10 protein-coding genes and 3 rRNA genes are annotated in these 17,932 nt (G+C 60.4%); 3 read left to right on the top strand and 10 right to left on the bottom strand.

Going from position 1 to position 17,932, the window contains the following annotated elements:
* Positions 1 to 5 precede the first annotated feature (5 nt).
* Entirely contained in the window at positions 6 to 1,337 is a 1,332-nt protein-coding gene (locus tag IDT60_RS07085; RefSeq protein ID WP_191081388.1) for a sugar ABC transporter substrate-binding protein, read from the bottom strand.
* A 309-nt stretch (positions 1,338 to 1,646) separates the two neighbouring features.
* Between IDT60_RS07085 and IDT60_RS07080 the strand changes: the two genes are divergently transcribed.
* Positions 1,647 to 3,101: a glycoside hydrolase family 43 protein gene (locus tag IDT60_RS07080; RefSeq protein ID WP_191081387.1), complete on the top strand. Its 1,455-nt coding sequence runs from the start codon at positions 1,647 to 1,649 to the stop codon at positions 3,099 to 3,101.
* A gap of 48 nt (positions 3,102 to 3,149) precedes the next feature.
* On the opposite strand, the gene IDT60_RS07075 is transcribed toward IDT60_RS07080, so the two are convergent.
* Positions 3,150 to 4,505, bottom strand: a complete 1,356-nt coding sequence (locus IDT60_RS07075; RefSeq protein ID WP_191081386.1) for a glycoside hydrolase family 27 protein — start codon at positions 4,503 to 4,505, stop codon at positions 3,150 to 3,152.
* Between the two features lie 149 nt (positions 4,506 to 4,654).
* Between IDT60_RS07075 and IDT60_RS07070 the strand changes: the two genes are divergently transcribed.
* A complete protein-coding gene (locus IDT60_RS07070; RefSeq protein ID WP_191081385.1) occupies positions 4,655 to 5,911 on the top strand; it encodes a D-arabinono-1,4-lactone oxidase in 1,257 nt (418 codons plus the stop codon).
* Positions 5,912 to 5,960: 49 nt separating this feature from the next.
* On the opposite strand, the gene IDT60_RS23510 is transcribed toward IDT60_RS07070, so the two are convergent.
* The 3 genes from IDT60_RS23510 to IDT60_RS07055 are packed head-to-tail and all read right to left on the bottom strand — an operon-like array spanning position 5,961 to position 7,413.
* On the bottom strand, positions 5,961 to 6,200 hold the full coding sequence (locus IDT60_RS23510) for a hypothetical protein (RefSeq protein ID WP_370590728.1): 240 nt from the start codon (positions 6,198 to 6,200) through the stop codon (positions 5,961 to 5,963).
* Positions 6,149 to 7,003 (bottom strand): DDE-type integrase/transposase/recombinase, encoded by an 855-nt coding sequence (locus tag IDT60_RS07060; RefSeq protein ID WP_191081384.1) that lies wholly within the window; start codon positions 7,001 to 7,003, stop codon positions 6,149 to 6,151. The genes IDT60_RS23510 and IDT60_RS07060 overlap by 52 nt, the downstream gene beginning before the upstream one ends.
* Positions 6,967 to 7,413: a hypothetical protein gene (locus IDT60_RS07055; RefSeq protein ID WP_223883800.1), complete on the bottom strand. Its 447-nt coding sequence runs from the start codon at positions 7,411 to 7,413 to the stop codon at positions 6,967 to 6,969. The genes IDT60_RS07060 and IDT60_RS07055 overlap by 37 nt, the downstream gene beginning before the upstream one ends.
* Positions 7,414 to 7,638: 225 nt before the next feature.
* Between IDT60_RS07055 and IDT60_RS07050 the strand changes: the two genes are divergently transcribed.
* Entirely contained in the window at positions 7,639 to 7,809 is a 171-nt protein-coding gene (locus IDT60_RS07050; RefSeq protein ID WP_223883916.1) for a dihydrofolate reductase family protein, read from the top strand.
* A gap of 459 nt (positions 7,810 to 8,268) precedes the next feature.
* Here IDT60_RS07050 and rrf read toward each other — a convergent pair.
* From rrf to IDT60_RS07025, 5 genes are all read right to left on the bottom strand, one after another.
* Positions 8,269 to 8,385 (bottom strand): 5S ribosomal RNA (gene rrf / locus IDT60_RS07045).
* 236 nt (positions 8,386 to 8,621) lie between these two features.
* Positions 8,622 to 11,760 (bottom strand): 23S ribosomal RNA (locus tag IDT60_RS07040).
* 504 nt (positions 11,761 to 12,264) lie between these two features.
* A 16S ribosomal RNA gene (locus tag IDT60_RS07035) occupies positions 12,265 to 13,788 on the bottom strand.
* The 16S, 23S and 5S rRNA genes sit together here, the layout of an rRNA operon.
* Positions 13,789 to 14,294: 506 nt before the next feature.
* Positions 14,295 to 15,608 carry a tyrosine--tRNA ligase gene (gene tyrS / locus IDT60_RS07030; protein WP_191081383.1) on the bottom strand — a complete coding sequence of 438 codons (1,314 nt, stop codon included), beginning with the start codon at positions 15,606 to 15,608 and terminating at the stop codon, positions 14,295 to 14,297.
* 81 nt (positions 15,609 to 15,689) lie between these two features.
* The gene (locus IDT60_RS07025; RefSeq protein ID WP_191081382.1) at positions 15,690 to 17,918 is read right to left on the bottom strand and encodes an AAA family ATPase; all 2,229 of its coding nucleotides are present in this window, start codon (positions 17,916 to 17,918) and stop codon (positions 15,690 to 15,692) included.
* Between the last annotated feature and the right edge of the window lie 14 nt (positions 17,919 to 17,932).

The raw sequence follows: 17,932 nt of genomic DNA, 5'->3' as shown, positions 1-17,932 counted from the left end.
TTGGGCTAGTTGCCGGCCTGCTGGTTGGCGGCGTCCAGGAATTCCTGCATCCTGGGCTGTGCTTCCTTCAGGTAGTCCGCGGCGGTCTGCTTGCCGTCCAGCACGGGCTGGATATTGGTGAACAGTTCGTCGTACCACTCGGCGTTGAAGGTGTTGCCGCCGGGGAGGGCGCGGCCGTAGTCCTTGACGATCTCCAGGAACTCGGCCTTGTTGGCCGGTTTGGTGGTGGTGTCAGCGGCCCAGGTCTCCGCCATGTCCTTCAGGTTGGGAATTTGGATCCCGGCGTCAACCAGGCTCTGCTGGGCTTCCTTGTTGGCGGTCAGGAATTCGACGAGTTTGACGGCGTCCTCCGGGTGTTTGGTGTTTTCGGAGACGGCGATGCCGAGCGTGCCGATCCAGCTTGCGCTCTTACCGGATTCGCCCGCCGGGTAGGGGATCACATCCCAGTCGAAGCCCAGCTTCTGGTAGGTGGACAGGTCCCAGGGGGCGATGGGGAAGAAGCCGATCTCGCCCTTCATCCAGCGCTGGTAAGTGTCGAGGGTCTGGGCTTCGGCCACGGAGGGCGTCACACCGTGGACGTTCTGCAGGTCGGCGAACCACTGGAGGGATTCGGCGAACTCCGGGGTGTCCACGGTGACCTTGGTGCGGTCCTCGTTGAGCCAGTCAGCGCCGTTGGACCAAACGAACGGCTGCAGGTTCCACTGGACGTTAAGGCCGGTGCCCCACTGGTCCAGCGTGCCGTCACCGTTGGTGTCGGCTGTGAGCTTCTTGGCTGCAGCAACAAATTCGTCGAAGGTGTAGGGCTTGTCCTTGTCCGGCAGTGGGATTCCTGCCTTTTCCAGCATGGTCTTGTTGTAGCCGAAAGAGAACGGTCCCACGTCCTTGGGCAGGGCGTAAATGGCACCTTCGCCCACGCGCTTTCCGTCGAAGCGGTAGCTGTCCACGCCGTATTCCCAGATGTTGTCCAGGTTGATCGTGTCGGAGCCCTCCACGTATTCGGTGATGTCCTTGACGATGCCGTTCTGCACATAGGCCTGGACGTCGCCGGGGCCGATGTAGAACACGTCCGGAACCTGTTTGCCGGCAATGGCGGCCTTCAGCTTGGTGGCGTACTGGTCGGCGGTGGTGACGATGATGTCCACGTCCACGCTGTTTTCTGTTTCAAACTGCGCAACGGCTTTTTCGTAGGCCTTCTTCTCGTCCTCCCCGCCGCGGAACATAAAGGTCAGCTTCTTTTCGCCGGTGTCCCCACCGGTGGGGGCGGAACATCCGCCAAGCATGAGGCCGGCGGCGGTAAAGAGCGCCAGGGTAGCGGCCATGGGACGTGACTTCATCATCACGCAGTCCTTCCGGGTTGGGTTGAGGGTCAAGTTTATTGGCAGGTGCAGGGTTCGCCTCGCCGTCCGCTGTAGCGGACCCGCATTCATGGCGGTTCGTTTGCAACGTTGTAAGAAACTTTCACACAACTGGTCGGATGTCGTCAAGGGTCGCGGCAGAATTTGTTTTCGACCTCCGCCCACTCCCTTGACCGCCGCGGCCACCCGTGCCATATTTCTCCTTACAACGTTGCAAACACGCTTGGCTGTTTGTGCGTCTCGCTAACTCCCCAGCCCTCCCCAACCCCTTCCGGAAAGGACCCCGTGATAATGAAGTCACGTTCTTTTGCTGTGCTCGCATCAGGTCTGATGGCGATCACCGGCCTCACCCTGTCAGCTCTTGCGCTGCCTCCAGCCGCAGCTTCGACTCCGGTCCAGGCAGCGACGGAGGGCACCGCTGCAACGGCTTTTAATGCCCCGGCCGTCCGGAAGGCGCTGCCCGCGGACCTTCCAGGCGGCAAATCTGTTGTGGGTGATACCTCTCCCATTCACGATCCCGCCCTGATCATCGCCGACGACGGCACGTGGTACGTGTACTCCACCGGCCTCGTGAACCGGGAAAACGGCGGCACCATCCAGGTGTGGTCATCGCATGATGAAGGAACCACATGGGAGTACACGGGCACCGTCTGGGAGGAAATCCCCGCTTGGATCGATGAGCACTTCTCCGACGGCGAACTCCCCGGGAATCTCTGGGCGCCGGAAATCACCGAACATGACGGAACCTACTATCTCTATTACTCGGCGTCGCGCTTTGGCGGCAGCAACTCTTTGACAGCACTGGCCACCAACACCACCCTGGATCCCACCGATCCGGAATATGAGTGGGTGGACCAAGGCTTGGTGGTGTCCTCGCCGGCCACGGGCCTGGATCCCAACAACCCCGGCAAAACGTTCAACGCGATCGACGCCGGAATCATCGAGGATGCCGACGGCACTCCCTACATGGCGATCGGATCGTTCTGGTACGGGATCTTCCTGGTCCCCATCGAATGGCCTACCGGGAAACCCGTGGCCGGCTGGCAGTCCCAAACAGTGAATATTGCAGACCGGTTTATGGCCGGCAACCCCATCGAGGCCCCGTACATCACCGAACACGACGGCTACTACTACCTGTTTGTCTCGTTCGACTCCTGCTGCCGCGGCGGTGACTCCACCTACAAGGTGGCGGTGGGACGTTCCGCCTCGGTGAAGGGCCCGTACCTGGACAAGGACGGCCGGGACATGTTCGGCGGCGGCGGGTCGGTGGTCCTCGATTCGCACGGCGCGATCACCGGACCCGGCGGCCAGTCCGTCTTTGGCGATTACCTGGCGTTCCACTACTACGACGCTTCCAATGAGGAGATTCCCTACTTCCCCACGCTTGGCCTGCAGAGGATCAACTGGGTGGACGGCTGGCCGACCTTTGACCAGACGGTGGAACTGCCCGCGGTGCAGAAGCAGCCCAAGGCCACGGCCGTGAAGGCAGGCAAGAAAGCTACCTTCAGTGCCACCGCCACGGGAACACCCGGACCGGTTGCAGTCTGGGAAACATCGTCCGACGGCGGCACCACCTGGCAGCCCGCAGGCACCCAGCCTGCCACCCGGCGGACGGACGAGGGCACCTACCGCTCCACGCTGGAGTTCACGGCCGATCCCGAACAGGACGGAGTGCAGGTCCGCGCAGTGTTCCGGAACGCGCACGGCAAGGTGACCACCGCCGCCGTCGGACTTTCCGTCAAGTGACTGTTGCCCCTGAAGGCCGGCGTCGGCGCCATCCTCCAGGGGCAACCACTACAGCGGCGGCACGGCCGGCCGCCCAACGCCAGCGCCCTCAGCCCAGGCTTGGCTGAACCTGTAGAGCTGCGCGCCGTGGCCGGAAAGCTTGATGTCCAAAGCAGGTGTGCCGTGCTGCAGGACCAGCACGGCACACTCACCACTCCAGGCCTCCCGCACCTCCCACGGGGTGTCCCCGCCGATGTGACCTTGAGGGGGTTCGGACGGCAGGGCGAGATCCCCCGCCGGAAGTGTCCGGACCAAGTCGGCCATCCCGGTGTTGAACACCGCCACGTAACGGTCAGCCGACGTCGTGCTTTCCGCCGCCCACACCACCAGATCCCCGTCGCGCAGGAGTTCACGGTTGTTGCGGCTCGCATTGAGGACGGCAAGGAGATCGCGGTTGGTCAGGAGTTGAAGTGTCTCCGGCGGCGAGGACGGAAGGTCGCAGCCCAGCATGAGCGGCGACCGGGCAATGCACCAAAGCGTCATCATGGTCTGCTGTTCGTCCAGGGTCAGCCTGCTCAGCCGTTCAGCGCCGCGTTCGGCGCGCAGGGCGAGTCGGCCCACGGGGAGCATGTCGGCGTCGGCCCAGGAACCCCCTTGCTGATGGGGCGCCCAGCGGGCCATCCGGGCGAACTGCGCCTCCACGTCTTCCCAGACATCCCACAGGTCATCTGAAACGCGCCACATGTGCGCGTTGCCGCGGAGATGCTCAAGGTGCGCCAGCGATAGTGCGCGGCCCGGCGAGAGGCTCAGGACCATCTCCCGCCCGGAACGCTGAATTGCCCGCTGATACGCGGCAATTTCAGCAGCGTAGTAGGGTCCCAGCATGTCGTCGGCCTTGACGAAATCCACGCCCCATTCGGCGAAGAGACGCAGTTGTGAATCGTAATAGGCCTGGGCGCCGGGATGCTGGTGGTTCAGGCCGTAGTTGTCAGTGTTCCAGTCACAGGCGGACGATTCGTCGGCAATCTGATCGGCGGTAAAACCTGCGCCCTCCACCGGTAGCCTGTTCCGGACGGCCTGCCGTGGAATTCCGCGCATGACATGCAGGCCGAACTTCAGCCCCATGCCATGAATCCTGTCTGCCAGCAGCCTGAATCCCATGCCGTCCCGAGCGGACGGGAACCGGTTGACGGCGGGCAGTTGCCGCCCGAACGCGTCCAGTTCCAAGGCCGCGCCGTCGTTGTAGCCGCCCGCCCGCGCAGCGGGCTCGTACCACTGGATGTCCACCACCACCGTGTCCCAGCCATAAGGGAGCAGGTGCTCGGCCATAAACGCAGCATTGGCAAGCACCTCCCCCTCAGTGACCGTAGTCCCGTAGCAGTCCCAGCTGTTCCAGCCCATTGGTGGCGTCGGTGCGAGTGTCATTGCGTAAATTTACAACGATAAAAATCCTGACGGCAACCTCGGCTTTGGCCGCGGGCAGCACCCCGCAACCCCGGCAGGATGCGCCTTGACACTGCGAGTGTTAGCGCTCACAGTAGAGGAAGCAAAAGGCGCCATGGAAAGCAGAACTGATGAAGAACTGGGCAGGAAACCTCGAATACTCGGCCACCGACGTCCGCCATCCAACCTCAGTGGCCGGGCTTGCCGATCTGGTGGCCGGCTCGGGCCGCGTGAAGGCCCTCGGCTCCCGGCACTCGTTCAACCGTGTGGGCGACACGGACGGCATGCACATACTTATGGACTCCCTGCCCCAGGAAATCGAGCTCGATTCAGACCGGCGGATCGTCCGGGTCAGCGGAGGCGTCAGCTACGGGGCACTGTGCCGCACGCTGGACAAGGACGGCTTCGCGATCCATAACCTCGCTTCGCTTCCGCACATCTCGGTGGCTGGCGCCGTTCAGACCGGAACGCACGGCTCGGGCGTGGATAACCCCTCCCTGGCCGGCGCCGTCGAACGCATTGAGTTGGTCCGGCCCTCGGGCGAACAGGTGTCCCTCTCCCGAGAAGACGGGGATGAGTTCCTGGGCAGCGTGGTGGGCCTCGGGGCCCTTGGCATTGTCACAGGCCTGGAACTCGCTGTCCGGCCAGGCTTCACGATGCGGCAGCGGGTCCTGGAAAACGTGCCGTGGGAGCTGGCTCTGGCCGACTTCCCGGTCCTGGTATCAAGCGCGTACAGCGTCAGCCTCTTCACTGATTACGCGGGAGACGCCATCAGGCAGGTCTGGCTCAAGGCCCTCGACTCCCAGCCAGTCCAGACCAAGCTGTTCGGCGCAACGCCGGCCACGCAGCCCAGGCATCCCCTGCCCGGCATGTCCGGGGAGAACTGCACGACGCAATTGGATGAACCCGGTCCGTGGCTGGACCGGCTGCCTCATTTTCGGCACGAATTCACTCCCAGCAACGGCGAGGAACTACAGAGCGAGTACATCCTGCCCCTGGAGCACGGACCCGCAGCCATCCAGGCCGTCCGCAGCATCGCGGACACGCTGGCCCCGCTGCTGTTCGTCTCCGAAATCCGCACCGGGGCAGCCGACGAGTTCTGGCTCAGCCCCTTCTACAGGCAGCAAAGCGTGGCACTGCACTTCACCTGGAAGCCGCTTCAGGCCGACGTCGAAGCGGTCCTCCCGGCCTTGGAGGAGCTTCTCCGGCCCTTCGGGGCAAGGCCGCACTGGGGAAAACTGTTCACGCCGTCCACTCACGACTGGGAGGCTCTGTACCCGAGGTTCGCCGATTTCCGGGCTCTGGCAGATATGCACGATCCGGATGGAAAGTTCCGGAACGCACTGCTTGACAACATCCTCGGCGTGCGCGCGGCCAGCCTGCGTTAGCCGACCCATCAGACGCTCTCTCACTTAATGTGGGGTTTCGCGGTATTTATCAAGCTGTTTGTGACAGCGGGTTGGTTTCTTTGTGGTTGATGCCGGCTACGGGCGGGACTCCCAGTGCGGTGGGCCTGCGTCGGTATCGGTGTGGGTTGCGGGCGTAGCAGGCATCGAGTGTTTCTTGGCGATGCCTGGTTGCTTGCTGGACCAGTCCGTTGTGGACGGTGTCCGGGGTGTAGTAGTTCAGTCCGCTGTGGCGGTGGTGGGTGTTGTAGCTGGTGAAGAACGTCGCCAAGTGCTCCCGCGCGTGCCCAAGGTCTTGGAACCGTCGGGGAAATCCAGGTCATATTTCACGGTTCTGAACAGGGATTCCGAGTACGGGTTGTCATCGGAGACCCGGGGCCGGGAGTAGGACAGGGTGATGCCCAAATCGCGGGCAAGTTCCAACGTGGTGCCTGCCCGCATCGGGGCTCCGTTGTCGGCGTGGAGCACGGCAGGCGTGCGTTTGTTGCCGGCGACGGCGTCCCGGATCAGGGCCGAGGCGAGAGCGGCCGTTTCGGTGTGTTCGACGCGGTGGCCGACGACCTTTCGGGAGAACACATCCATGATTGTGTAGAGCTTGTAGGTGTGTTTGCCGGGGCCGTGGAGCATGGTGATGTCCCAACTCCAGAGCTGATTTGGAGCCGTCGCCGCGTGGACGGGTTTAGCCCGTTTGGGGCCGTTGCCGGGGCGTTGTTCGCGGCGGTCGCCGTTCTGCCCGTGGCGGGCCACGATTCGGTGCGCTGCCGCAATCGAGAACGGGCAGTAGCCCGCGTCCAGCATCCGGTAATAGGCCTGGGTGACCGAGAGATCGGCGTATTCCTCGGAATTGAGCAGCGCCATGAATTCGTCTGCCTCGGCCGTGCTGATCCGGTTCGGATAGTCCCGGTCGAGGTGCGGAACGGTGATCCCGGCCGGAGCCGGCGGGGTCAGATGCCGATACCAGCTGGTGCGGTGAACCCCGACCAGGGCGCACGCTTTCACTGCTGACCAGCCGGCTGTCACCAGTTTCCCGGCGAAGGTCAGGGCGATGGTTTTCCAGGCTTTGGCATCAACCACTCCGGGCGCCCTTGCTCCGGTGCGTCCAGCTGCGGATCGGTCGCCGCCGCGCTCTTGGCCATCGCGTCCAAGAGCGCGGAAGCTTTTCCCAGGATGTCCACCGCGGCCTCGGAGCGGGCCAGTTTGGCTTTGAGAATCTCGTTCTCCTTGAGGACTCGTTGGAGTTGTCGTTTGTCTCCGGCACTCAATCGCTGGTCCTCCTTGGTTAGGTCTCCGACGGCAGGCAGTTCCCCGGATTCCCGGGCGCGTGCCCATGCCCGGATTAAAGCCGTTCGAATTCCGAGTGCACGGGCCAGGGCGGCCTTCGAGCCCATCTCCAGGCATTTCTCATGCTCGTCCAGAATCGCGTTTTTCTCGCTCGTTGTGAAGTGGCGATTCGACTGGCGGACAGGAATAACAAAGTCCATCATGGGCCTTTCCCCGTCCCGAGCGTCGGGCTCATGCCGACAGAAACCTGTCACACAAGAGCCTGACACACAGGGTTCGGCGGACGCTCTCTCACTTAATGTGGGGTTTCGGCGGACGCTCTCTCACTTGATGTGAGGTTTGGGCGGTCGCTCTCTCAAGGTTCGTCATGAAGGACGCGGTGTCGCCGTGATATCACCGGGTTTGTGGCGCTTCTGGAATGCGTCGTCGTGCTCGCGGGTGACCGCACCGTCGAGACAGCTCCTGGCGACGTCGGTGGCCAGGAGCTTGCCGCGGGTCTGGCCGACGAGGTGCGCATGTACGCCGCACCTGTCGTGTTCGGATCCGGCAAGCGCTACTTCGGGTCGGTTCACGCGCAGCCCCTGTTGGAGGACCCCTGACATGGTGCTTCAGTGGAAACGGGAGATCAACCTGCGCTAACAGGTTCGCCGCAAACTGATCTGAGCGGATACGCCAGGATTCCACGCGTGTTCGACGTGTTTTCCCGCGTTGAGTGCGGGAGCGTTTCGGGTTTTACAGCGTTATGTGAGACAGGGTTCCGGGATTTACCGCGTTAAGTGAGAGAGGGTTCCGGGATTTACCGCGTTAAGTGAGAGAGGGTTCCGGGATTTACCGCGTTAAGTGAGAGAGGGTTCCGGGATTTACCGCGTTAAGTGAGAGAGGGTTCCGGGATTTACCGCGTTAAGTGAGAGAGCGTTTGCGGGTGGGCTTGGTTTGGCCGGTTTTTTCGTGGGGTGGTTGAAGCGGGAGAGCCTCCAGGGTGTGTCTGGAGGCTCTGGACGGTTAAATGTGGGAGACCCCCCGACACGTGTGTGTTGGGGGGTCTCGACCTAATGGTGTTCCGGCGGTGACCTACTCTCCCACACCCTCCCGGGTGCAGTACCATCGGCGCTGTGGGTCTTAGCTTCCGGGTTCGGAATGGGACCGGGCGTTTCCCCCACGCTATGACCGCCGTAACCCTTGCTCCGCACCCTGTCCTGGCTGTGCCGGGCGGGGTGGGAAATCTGTGGTTACAACATGCTTCCTGCCGGTGAGGGCAGGTGTGGTGTTGATTATTGTGTTGTGTTTTTTGTTCCCTGCAACAAATTGGTTTGTTGTTTGGGAACCACATAGTGGACGCAAGCAGTCTTGTTATCTTTGTACTCTCCCCATGGGTGTGAACGTCTTTTGAATCCGTTCACGAGGAGAGTGTGTGGTGTAAGTTATCGGCCTATTAGTACCGGTCAGCTTCACGAGTCGTTAGTCCTCGCTTCCACATCCGGCCTATCAACCCAGTGGTCTGGCTGGGGGCCTCTCACACACAAGGTGTATGGAAATCTCATCTCGAAGCGAGCTTCCCGCTTAGATGCTTTCAGCGGTTATCCCATCCGAACGTAGCTAATCAGCGGTGCACTTGGCAGTACAACTGACACACCAGAGGTTCGTCCGTCCCGGTCCTCTCGTACTAAGGACAGCCCTTCTCAAATTTCCTGCGCGCGCAGCGGATAGGGACCGAACTGTCTCACGACGTTCTAAACCCAGCTCGCGTACCGCTTTAATGGGCGAACAGCCCAACCCTTGGGACCTACTCCAGCCCCAGGATGCGACGAGCCGACATCGAGGTGCCAAACCATGCCGTCGATATGGACTCTTGGGCAAGATCAGCCTGTTATCCCCGAGGTACCTTTTATCCGTTGAGCGACGGCCATTCCACAATGTACCGCCGGATCACTAGTCCCGACTTTCGTCCCTGCTCGAGATGTCTCTCTCACAGTCAAGCTCCCTTGTGCACTTACACTCGACACCTGATTGCCAACCAGGCTGAGGGAACCTTTGGGCGCCTCCGTTACTTTTTAGGAGGCAACCGCCCCAGTTAAACTACCCATCAGGCACTGTCCCTGACCCGGATTACGGGCCGAAGTTAGATGTCCAAAGTGACCAGAGTGGTATTTCAACGATGACTCCACCCGAACTGGCGTCCGGGCTTCAACGTCTCCCACCTATCCTACACAAGCCACTCCGAACACCAATACCAAACTATAGTAAAGGTCTCGGGGTCTTTCCGTCCTGCTGCGCGTAACGAGCATCTTTACTCGTACTGCAATTTCGCCGAGTTTATGGTTGAGACAGCGGGGAAGTCGTTACTCCATTCGTGCAGGTCGGAACTTACCCGACAAGGAATTTCGCTACCTTAGGATGGTTATAGTTACCACCGCCGTTTACTGGGGCTTAAATTCTCAGCTTCGCCGCGAACGGCTAACCGGTCCTCTTAACCTTCCAGCACCGGGCAGGAGTCAGTCCGTATACATCGTCTTGCGACTTCGCACGGACCTGTGTTTTTAGTAAACAGTCGCTTCCCCCTGGTCTCTGCGGCCCCGATCCCCTCCCACCAGCGCGTGGTGTTCAAGGTTGGGGCCCCCCTTCTCCCGAAGTTACGGGGGCATTTTGCCGAGTTCCTTAACCATAATTCTCTCGATCGCCTTAGTATTCTCTACCTGATCACCTGTGTCGGTTTGGGGTACGGGCGGCTAAAACCTCGCGTCGATGCTTTTCTCGGCAGCATAGGATCACCAAATCCCCCCTCACGGGGGTCCCATCAGATCTCAGGCATCATGAACAGCGGATTTGCCTACCGTTCGCCCTACATCCTTAGACCGGGACAACCATCGCCCGGCTTGGCTACCTTCCTGCGTCACACCTGTTAATACGCTTGCCTCCCAGGATCAGGTCCCGCGCTCCACCAAAACCCTTCCACCACAAGGGCGGTCAGGCAGGTTTCGGGCGGTTAGTATCCCCTGTTCAACATGGACGGTTTTTCGCCGGTACGGGAATATCAACCCGTTGTCCATCGACTACGCCTGTCGGCCTCGCCTTAGGTCCCGACTTACCCAGGGCAGATTAGCTTGACCCTGGAACCCTTGATCATTCGGCGGACGGGTTTCTCACCCGTCTTTCGCTACTCATGCCTGCATTCTCACTCGTGTAGGCTCCACCGCTGGTTTACACCGCGACTTCACTGCCCACACGACGCTCCCCTACCACTCCAAACGCCTGAACCAACCCCACAAGGGAGCGGCTTGGCTACTATTTGAAATCCACAACTTCGGCGGTGTACTTGAGCCCCGCTACATTGTCGGCGCGGAATCACTTGACCAGTGAGCTATTACGCACTCTTTTAAGGATGGCTGCTTCTAAGCCAACCTCCTGGTTGTCTTCGCAACTCCACATCCTTTCCCACTTAGCACACGCTTAGGGGCCTTAGTTGGTGGTCTGGGCTGTTTCCCTCTCGACTATGAAGCTTATCCCCCACAGTCTCACTGCTGCGCTCTCACTTACCGGCATTCGGAGTTTGGCTGACGTCAGTAACCTTGTAGGGCCCATTAGCCATCCAGTAGCTCTACCTCCAGCAAGAAACACGCAACGCTGCACCTAAATGCATTTCGGGGAGAACCAGCTATCACGAAGTTTGATTGGCCTTTCACCCCTACCCACAGCTCATCCCCTCCATTTTCAACTGAAGTGGGTTCGGTCCTCCACGACGTCTTACCGTCGCTTCAACCTGGCCATGGGTAGATCACTTCGCTTCGGGTCTAGATCACGCCACTGCAACGCCCTATTCAGACTCGCTTTCGCTACGGCTTCCCCACACGGGTTAACCTCGCGACGTAACACTAACTCGCAGGCTCATTCTTCAAAAGGCACGCCGTCACCAGAATCAGACTGGCTCCGACGGATTGTAAGCACACGGTTTCAGGTACTGTTTCACTCCCCTCCCGGGGTACTTTTCACCTTTCCCTCACGGTACTGGTCCGCTATCGGTCATTAGGGAGTATTTAGGCTTATCAGGTGGTCCTGACAGATTCGCACGGGATTTCTCGGGCCCCGTGCTACTTGGGATACTCTCCAGGCGGCACAAAACATTTCGGTTACGGGGCTCACACCCTCTCTGGCCGGCCTTTCAAGACCGTTCACCTATGCCTGCACATCACACCTCACTGTCCCGGCAGAGACAGTATGGAAAGTCCCACAACCCCGACCATGCAACGCCCGCCGGCTATCACACATGGAACGGTTTAGCCTGATCCGCGTTCGCTCGCCACTACTAACGGAATCACTATTGTTTTCTCTTCCTGCGGGTACTGAGATGTTTCACTTCCCCGCGTTCCCTCCACGCACCCTATGTGTTCAGATGCGGGTCACCAGGCAGATCGCTCCCCTGGCGGGGTTTCCCCATTCGGACACCCTGGGATCACAGTCCGGTTATCGACTCCCCCAGGCTTATCGCAGATTCCTACGTCCTTCTTCGGCTCCTAATGCCAAGGCATCCACCGTGTGCTCTTAAAAACTTGACCACAAAAGATCAAAAAACTACTTCACGAGAGAACCATGAAAACCATCACTCCATCCCGAAAGACAGAACAACAGATCCAGGTTCATATTCTTGGAAATTGCTTCTTATAAAAGATGCTCGCGTCCACTATGTAGTTCTCAAACAACAACCCCAAACCACACACCCCACACACACAACATGCGCGATCGATGCAGCCAGGAAACCAGAAACAAACAAACCCGGAACCCTCCCCAAGGGAAGAACCCCGGCCCTGTTGCCTCAGGACCCAACAGTGTGCCAAACACTACCCAGCAACCCGAACCAGCGAGCGTTCCAGGACAACTGATCTTCCGAAGAAAAACAATGTCCGTACTAACAACCGGTCCGTGCCACCAGGCACCTATTTGCTGATATTCCACCCGTGAGCACCCGCCGCAGAACAAACGTCTGCGCAACGGGCATATACTCCTGACAACCCCGCCACACTCACATAACGTGAGGCACGGTGACTGTAGGTGCTCCTTAGAAAGGAGGTGATCCAGCCGCACCTTCCGGTACGGCTACCTTGTTACGACTTAGTCCCAATCGCCAGTCCCACCTTCGACAGCTCCCTCCCCGTAAGGGGTTAGGCCACCGGCTTCGGGTGTTACCAACTTTCGTGACTTGACGGGCGGTGTGTACAAGGCCCGGGAACGTATTCACCGCAGCGTTGCTGATCTGCGATTACTAGCGACTCCGACTTCATGGGGTCGAGTTGCAGACCCCAATCCGAACTGAGACCGGCTTTTTGGGATTAGCTCCACCTCACAGTATCGCAACCCTTTGTACCGGCCATTGTAGCATGCGTGAAGCCCAAGACATAAGGGGCATGATGATTTGACGTCGTCCCCACCTTCCTCCGAGTTGACCCCGGCAGTCTCCTATGAGTCCCCGCCATTACGCGCTGGCAACATAGAACGAGGGTTGCGCTCGTTGCGGGACTTAACCCAACATCTCACGACACGAGCTGACGACAACCATGCACCACCTGTGAACCGACCGCAAGCGGGGCACCTGTTTCCAGGTATTTCCAGTCCATGTCAAGCCTTGGTAAGGTTCTTCGCGTTGCATCGAATTAATCCGCATGCTCCGCCGCTTGTGCGGGCCCCCGTCAATTCCTTTGAGTTTTAGCCTTGCGGCCGTACTCCCCAGGCGGGGCACTTAATGCGTTAGCTACGGCGCGGAAAACGTGGAATGTCCCCCACACCTAGTGCCCAACGTTTACGGCATGGACTACCAGGGTATCTAATCCTGTTCGCTCCCCATGCTTTCGCTCCTCAGCGTCAGTTAATGCCCAGAGACCTGCCTTCGCCATCGGTGTTCCTCCTGATATCTGCGCATTTCACCGCTACACCAGGAATTCCAGTCTCCCCTACATCACTCTAGTCTGCCCGTACCCACCGCAGATCCGGAGTTGAGCCCCGGACTTTCACGGCAGACGCGACAAACCGCCTACGAGCTCTTTACGCCCAATAATTCCGGATAACGCTTGCGCCCTACGTATTACCGCGGCTGCTGGCACGTAGTTAGCCGGCGCTTCTTCTGCAGGTACCGTCACTTTCGCTTCTTCCCTACTGAAAGAGGTTTACAACCCGAAGGCCGTCATCCCTCACGCGGCGTCGCTGCATCAGGCTTTCGCCCATTGTGCAATATTCCCCACTGCTGCCTCCCGTAGGAGTCTGGGCCGTGTCTCAGTCCCAGTGTGGCCGGTCACCCTCTCAGGCCGGCTACCCGTCGTCGCCTTGGTGAGCCATTACCTCACCAACAAGCTGATAGGCCGCGAGTCCATCCAAAACCACAAAAAGCTTTCCACCCCCCACCATGCGATGAGGAGTCATATCCGGTATTAGACCCAGTTTCCCAGGCTTATCCCAGAGTCAAGGGCAGGTTACTCACGTGTTACTCACCCGTTCGCCACTAATCCCCCCACAAGTGAGGTTCATCGTTCGACTTGCATGTGTTAAGCACGCCGCCAGCGTTCATCCTGAGCCAGGATCAAACTCTCCGTTGAAGTAAAACAAAAACGAACACAACACAGAAACCACGGAAATAACGCGGCAACCGCACTGCAAAATTTGAAACCAGCTGTAAAAACCAGACCACACCACAGGGGCGGCATGACCCGGCAAATTCAACCAATTCAATACAATAAATTGGTATCAACAAACTTGGCACACTATTGAGTTCTCAAACAACAGACACATTTCGAATACTTCCCGAAACAATTCAGTAAATGAATTCTTTTGTTTCGTTTTTCTTCGCTGCGATGTTTATACTTTAGTTCATTCAAGTTTACTTTGCAAATCCCGGTTATTTTCCGGATATTCACTCAATAAGCTGAATCCGCCCAGCAGAATAAGAAGCTTTCCATCATCTTTGTGCCTTGCACATGATGAATCGCTTCTTTTTGAAGGGGGTTTGTCGCCACTCAGCGGCGGCGACTCAGAAAACAATACACGCTCCCCCGCGGCCGTGCAAATCAGCTGCGGAGGAGCGTGCTTTTGACGTGGAAACGGTCTAGGGGACCAGGACCTCCACCGTCGCAAGGTTCTTTTTACCCCGGCGCAACAGCAGGTACTGCCCGTGCAGCAGTTCATCTTCGGAGATGACAGCTTCCGGATCGGACACCTTCTCGTTGTTCACGTAGGCACCGCCTTCGCTGACGGTTCGCCGGGCGGCAGACTTACTGTCTGACAGGCCCGAAGCCACCAGCAAATCAACAATGCCGAGCCCGTCCACCTGGATCCGGGCGGACGGCAGCTCTGACGTTGCGGCTTCGAGAGTCGGCCTGTCGAGGGCGGACAGGTCACCGTTGCCGAAGAGGGCAGCCGAGGCGGCGATGACCTTCTCCGTTGCTTCAACCCCATGCACCAGCGAAGTGACCTCGAACGCGAGCTTCCGCTGGCCTTCACGCGCGAACGGACGCTCAGCCACGGACGCGGCAAGGGCTTCGATCTCGGCGCGGTTCAGGAACGTAAAGACTTTCAGCCTGTCCACCACGTCGGCGTCGGCGGTGTTGAGCCAGAACTGGTAGAAGGCGTAGGGGCTGCACATACCGGCGTCCAGCCAGATCGCGTTGCCTTCACTCTTGCCGAACTTGGTTCCGTCGGAGTTGGTGATCAGCGGTGTGCCCAGGGCGTGGACAGTCTTGCCCTCCACCTTACGGATCAGTTCGGTGCCGCTGGTGAGGTTGCCCCACTGGTCGGAACCACCGGTCTGCAGCATGCAGCCGTAATCGCGGAAGAGCTGCAGGTAATCCATGCCCTGCAGGATCTGGTAACTGAACTCCGTGTAGCTGATGCCCTCGTCGGAGCTCAGGCGGGACGCCACGGCATCCTTGCGGAGCATCGTGCCCACCCGGTAGTGCTTGCCGATCTCGCGCAGGAAATCAATGGCGCTCAGGGGCGCGGTCCAGTCCAAGTTGTTCACCATGCGTGCCGCGTTGGCGCCGTCGAAACTCAGGAAGCGGCGGACCTGGGCCTGAAGGTAGCCCACCCACTCGTTGACGGTGTCTTTGGTGTTCAGTGTGCGCTCGGCAGTAGGCCGCGGGTCACCGATCAGCCCGGTGGACCCACCAACGAGCCCCAACGGCTTGTGGCCGGCCAGCTGCAGGCGGCGCATCACCAGGAGCTGTACCAGGTTGCCCAGGTGCAGGCTCGGTGCCGTGGGATCGAACCCGCAGTAATAGGTGACCGGCTCACCGGCGAGGAGCTTTTCCAGCTCCGCTTCATCGGTGGAGACGTGGACCAGGCCGCGCCACTTCAGCTCCTGCCAAATATTGGCGAAGGTGGGGTCGTTCTGCTGGGATTCAAGATCGTTGAGTTCTGACACGACTTCTAAGTTAGCAGGATCGACGACGCCCGGCGCCGTCATGGACGGCACCGGGCGTTAGAAGAGCAAAAGCGGGTCGGCTCAGCGTTCTATTCCTGCGGGAATACCTTTGGCAGCGATCAGCCGAAGTCGCTGCGTAGGCCTTGTCATGGCCACGTACAGGTCGCCCACCCGGCCGTGCTCGTGGTTGAGCATCTCGGACGGTTCCAGCACCACAACACCGTCGAACTCGAGACCCTTGGCCTCACGCGGACTGATGACCACGATGTCCTGTTCGTAACTGCCCGCTCCATTGCCGATGCGCCGGCCGTAAACGGCTCGGAGGGCTGAGGTTGCCGCGGGGAGAAGGTCCCCGTCGGCAATAACGGCGAGCAGACCGCCGTCGAGCGCGTCCAGTTCATTGGGGAGCACCTCCACAAGGCGTTCCACCACCTGCCCGGAATCAACCTTGTCAATAATCGGCGACCAGCGCCCCTCCCGGACGGCCTTTGGCGCAGACACAACAAGTCCGGCGGCGTTGGCCATGCGGGCGGCCGCTTCGGCAATCTGCGAGGGCGTCCGGTAATTGACCGTCAGCTCCTCCAGCTGCCAGCGGTCACCGAACATGGGCGCCAAAGCACCGTGCCAGGAGTTGGCTCCGGCGACGGAACTCGTCTGCGCAATGTCCCCCACGATCGTGAAGGACTTCAGCGGACAACGGCGGACCAGGAGCCGCCACTGCATCGGCGAGAGTTCCTGCGCCTCATCCACCACGATGTGCCCAAAAGCCCATGTGCGGTCGGTTGTGGCACGCTCGGCGGCGGTCTGCCGGTTCTCGCGCTCCTGGTTCTGGTCGGCCAGCTCCTCCGCAGTCATCATGACGTCCACGCCCATGTGTTCCATGTTCACCAGCGTCTGCTTGGCATTGGCGAGGTCACGGGCACGGTCATGCTCCTGCTGGGCCAGGCCGCGGTTCGCCGCAGGATCGAGTTCGCCCAGAAGCTCGGCTGCCTCGTCCAACAGCGGTACATCCGCCTCCGTCCACGGAGCATCAGCCGGGCGCAGGAGCAGCTTCTGCTCTTCGAGGCTCAGGTGCGGCGTGCAGGCTGCCAGCACCGCGGGCTTGCTCAGGAGTTCGGTGATCAGCTTCTCCGGTGTCATGGGCATCCAGCACAGGTTCAGCGCGATCCGTACGTCGCGGGCTGTCCGGACGTCCTCCGCAAGGTAGGAACGGTCGGCATTGTTGCCGATGCTCCCGGCCTCCACCAGCTCCGTCAGCTGTTCCGTCAACTCGCGGAGCAGGATCTTGACGAACGTCAGGCGTGCCTCGTTGTGGGGCTTGCCGGTGGACCGGGCCCGTTCGCGGGCGCGGCTTACCTGCCGGGGCGTCAGGACCAGCTTGCGGCCGTCCACCTCAAGAATGCGGTCCTCGGCCGGGATGCGCTGCCGGTTCGCCACGGCGTTGGCCACAACCTTCGCCATGTCCAGCCGTCCTTTGATGGCGGCGACGTCCGCTTCCGGCTCCGGGACGGCGTGGATGCCCGGCATGAGCCGGCCGACGCTGGCCATGACCACGCCGGTCTCACCGAGGGACGGAAGGACACGTTCGATGTACTTCATGAACGACGACGACGGCCCCACCAGCAGTACGCCGGCAGTCTTCAGCCGTTCCCGGTGTGTGTAAAGCAGGTAGGCGGCACGGTGCAGTGCGACGGCGGTTTTGCCGGTGCCGGGACCGCCCTGCACCACCAGGGCGCCGGAGATGGAGGACCTGATGATGCGGTCCTGCTCAGACTGGATGGTTCCGACAATGTCCGACATCCGGCCGGTGCGCTTAGAGTCCAGGGCGGCGAGCAACGCTCCTTCGCCCTGGAGCGAAGCGTCGTCCGCCAGCATGTCCGCGTCAAGGACGTCGTCCTCAATGGCCTTGACTTCGCGGCCCTGGAGGATGAGGTGGCGGCGGCGCCGGACGCCCTGCCGGTCAAATGCCGTTGCCTGATAGAAGTGGCCGGCTTCGGGCGCGCGCCAGTCCACCATGAGTCGCTGGAGGTCATCGGTGGTCAGGCCGATGCGTCCGATGTACTGGGCCTCGCCGGAATCCAGGTCCAGGCGGCCGAAAACCAGCCGGTCATCCACAGCATCCAGCTGGGCCAGGCGGTCCTCATAGAGCGCGGCGAAGGCGTCACGCTCGGAAACATTCTGCATGGTGCCCACGGCACCGGCCCGGCGGACCTGCGCCAACTGCTTGCGCTTTTCATCACGAAGCTCTTCCAGCCGTGCATACAAGCCGGCAACATAATCGCGTTCGTGGGCCAAATCGGCGTCGAGCATTAAACGTTCCCCTA

Origin of the sequence: Pseudarthrobacter sp. BIM B-2242, from assembly GCF_014764445.1 — a bacterium.
Classification (GTDB): domain Bacteria; phylum Actinomycetota; class Actinomycetes; order Actinomycetales; family Micrococcaceae; genus Arthrobacter; species Arthrobacter luteus_A.
This window is presented reverse-complemented; position numbering and strand designations above follow the sequence as displayed.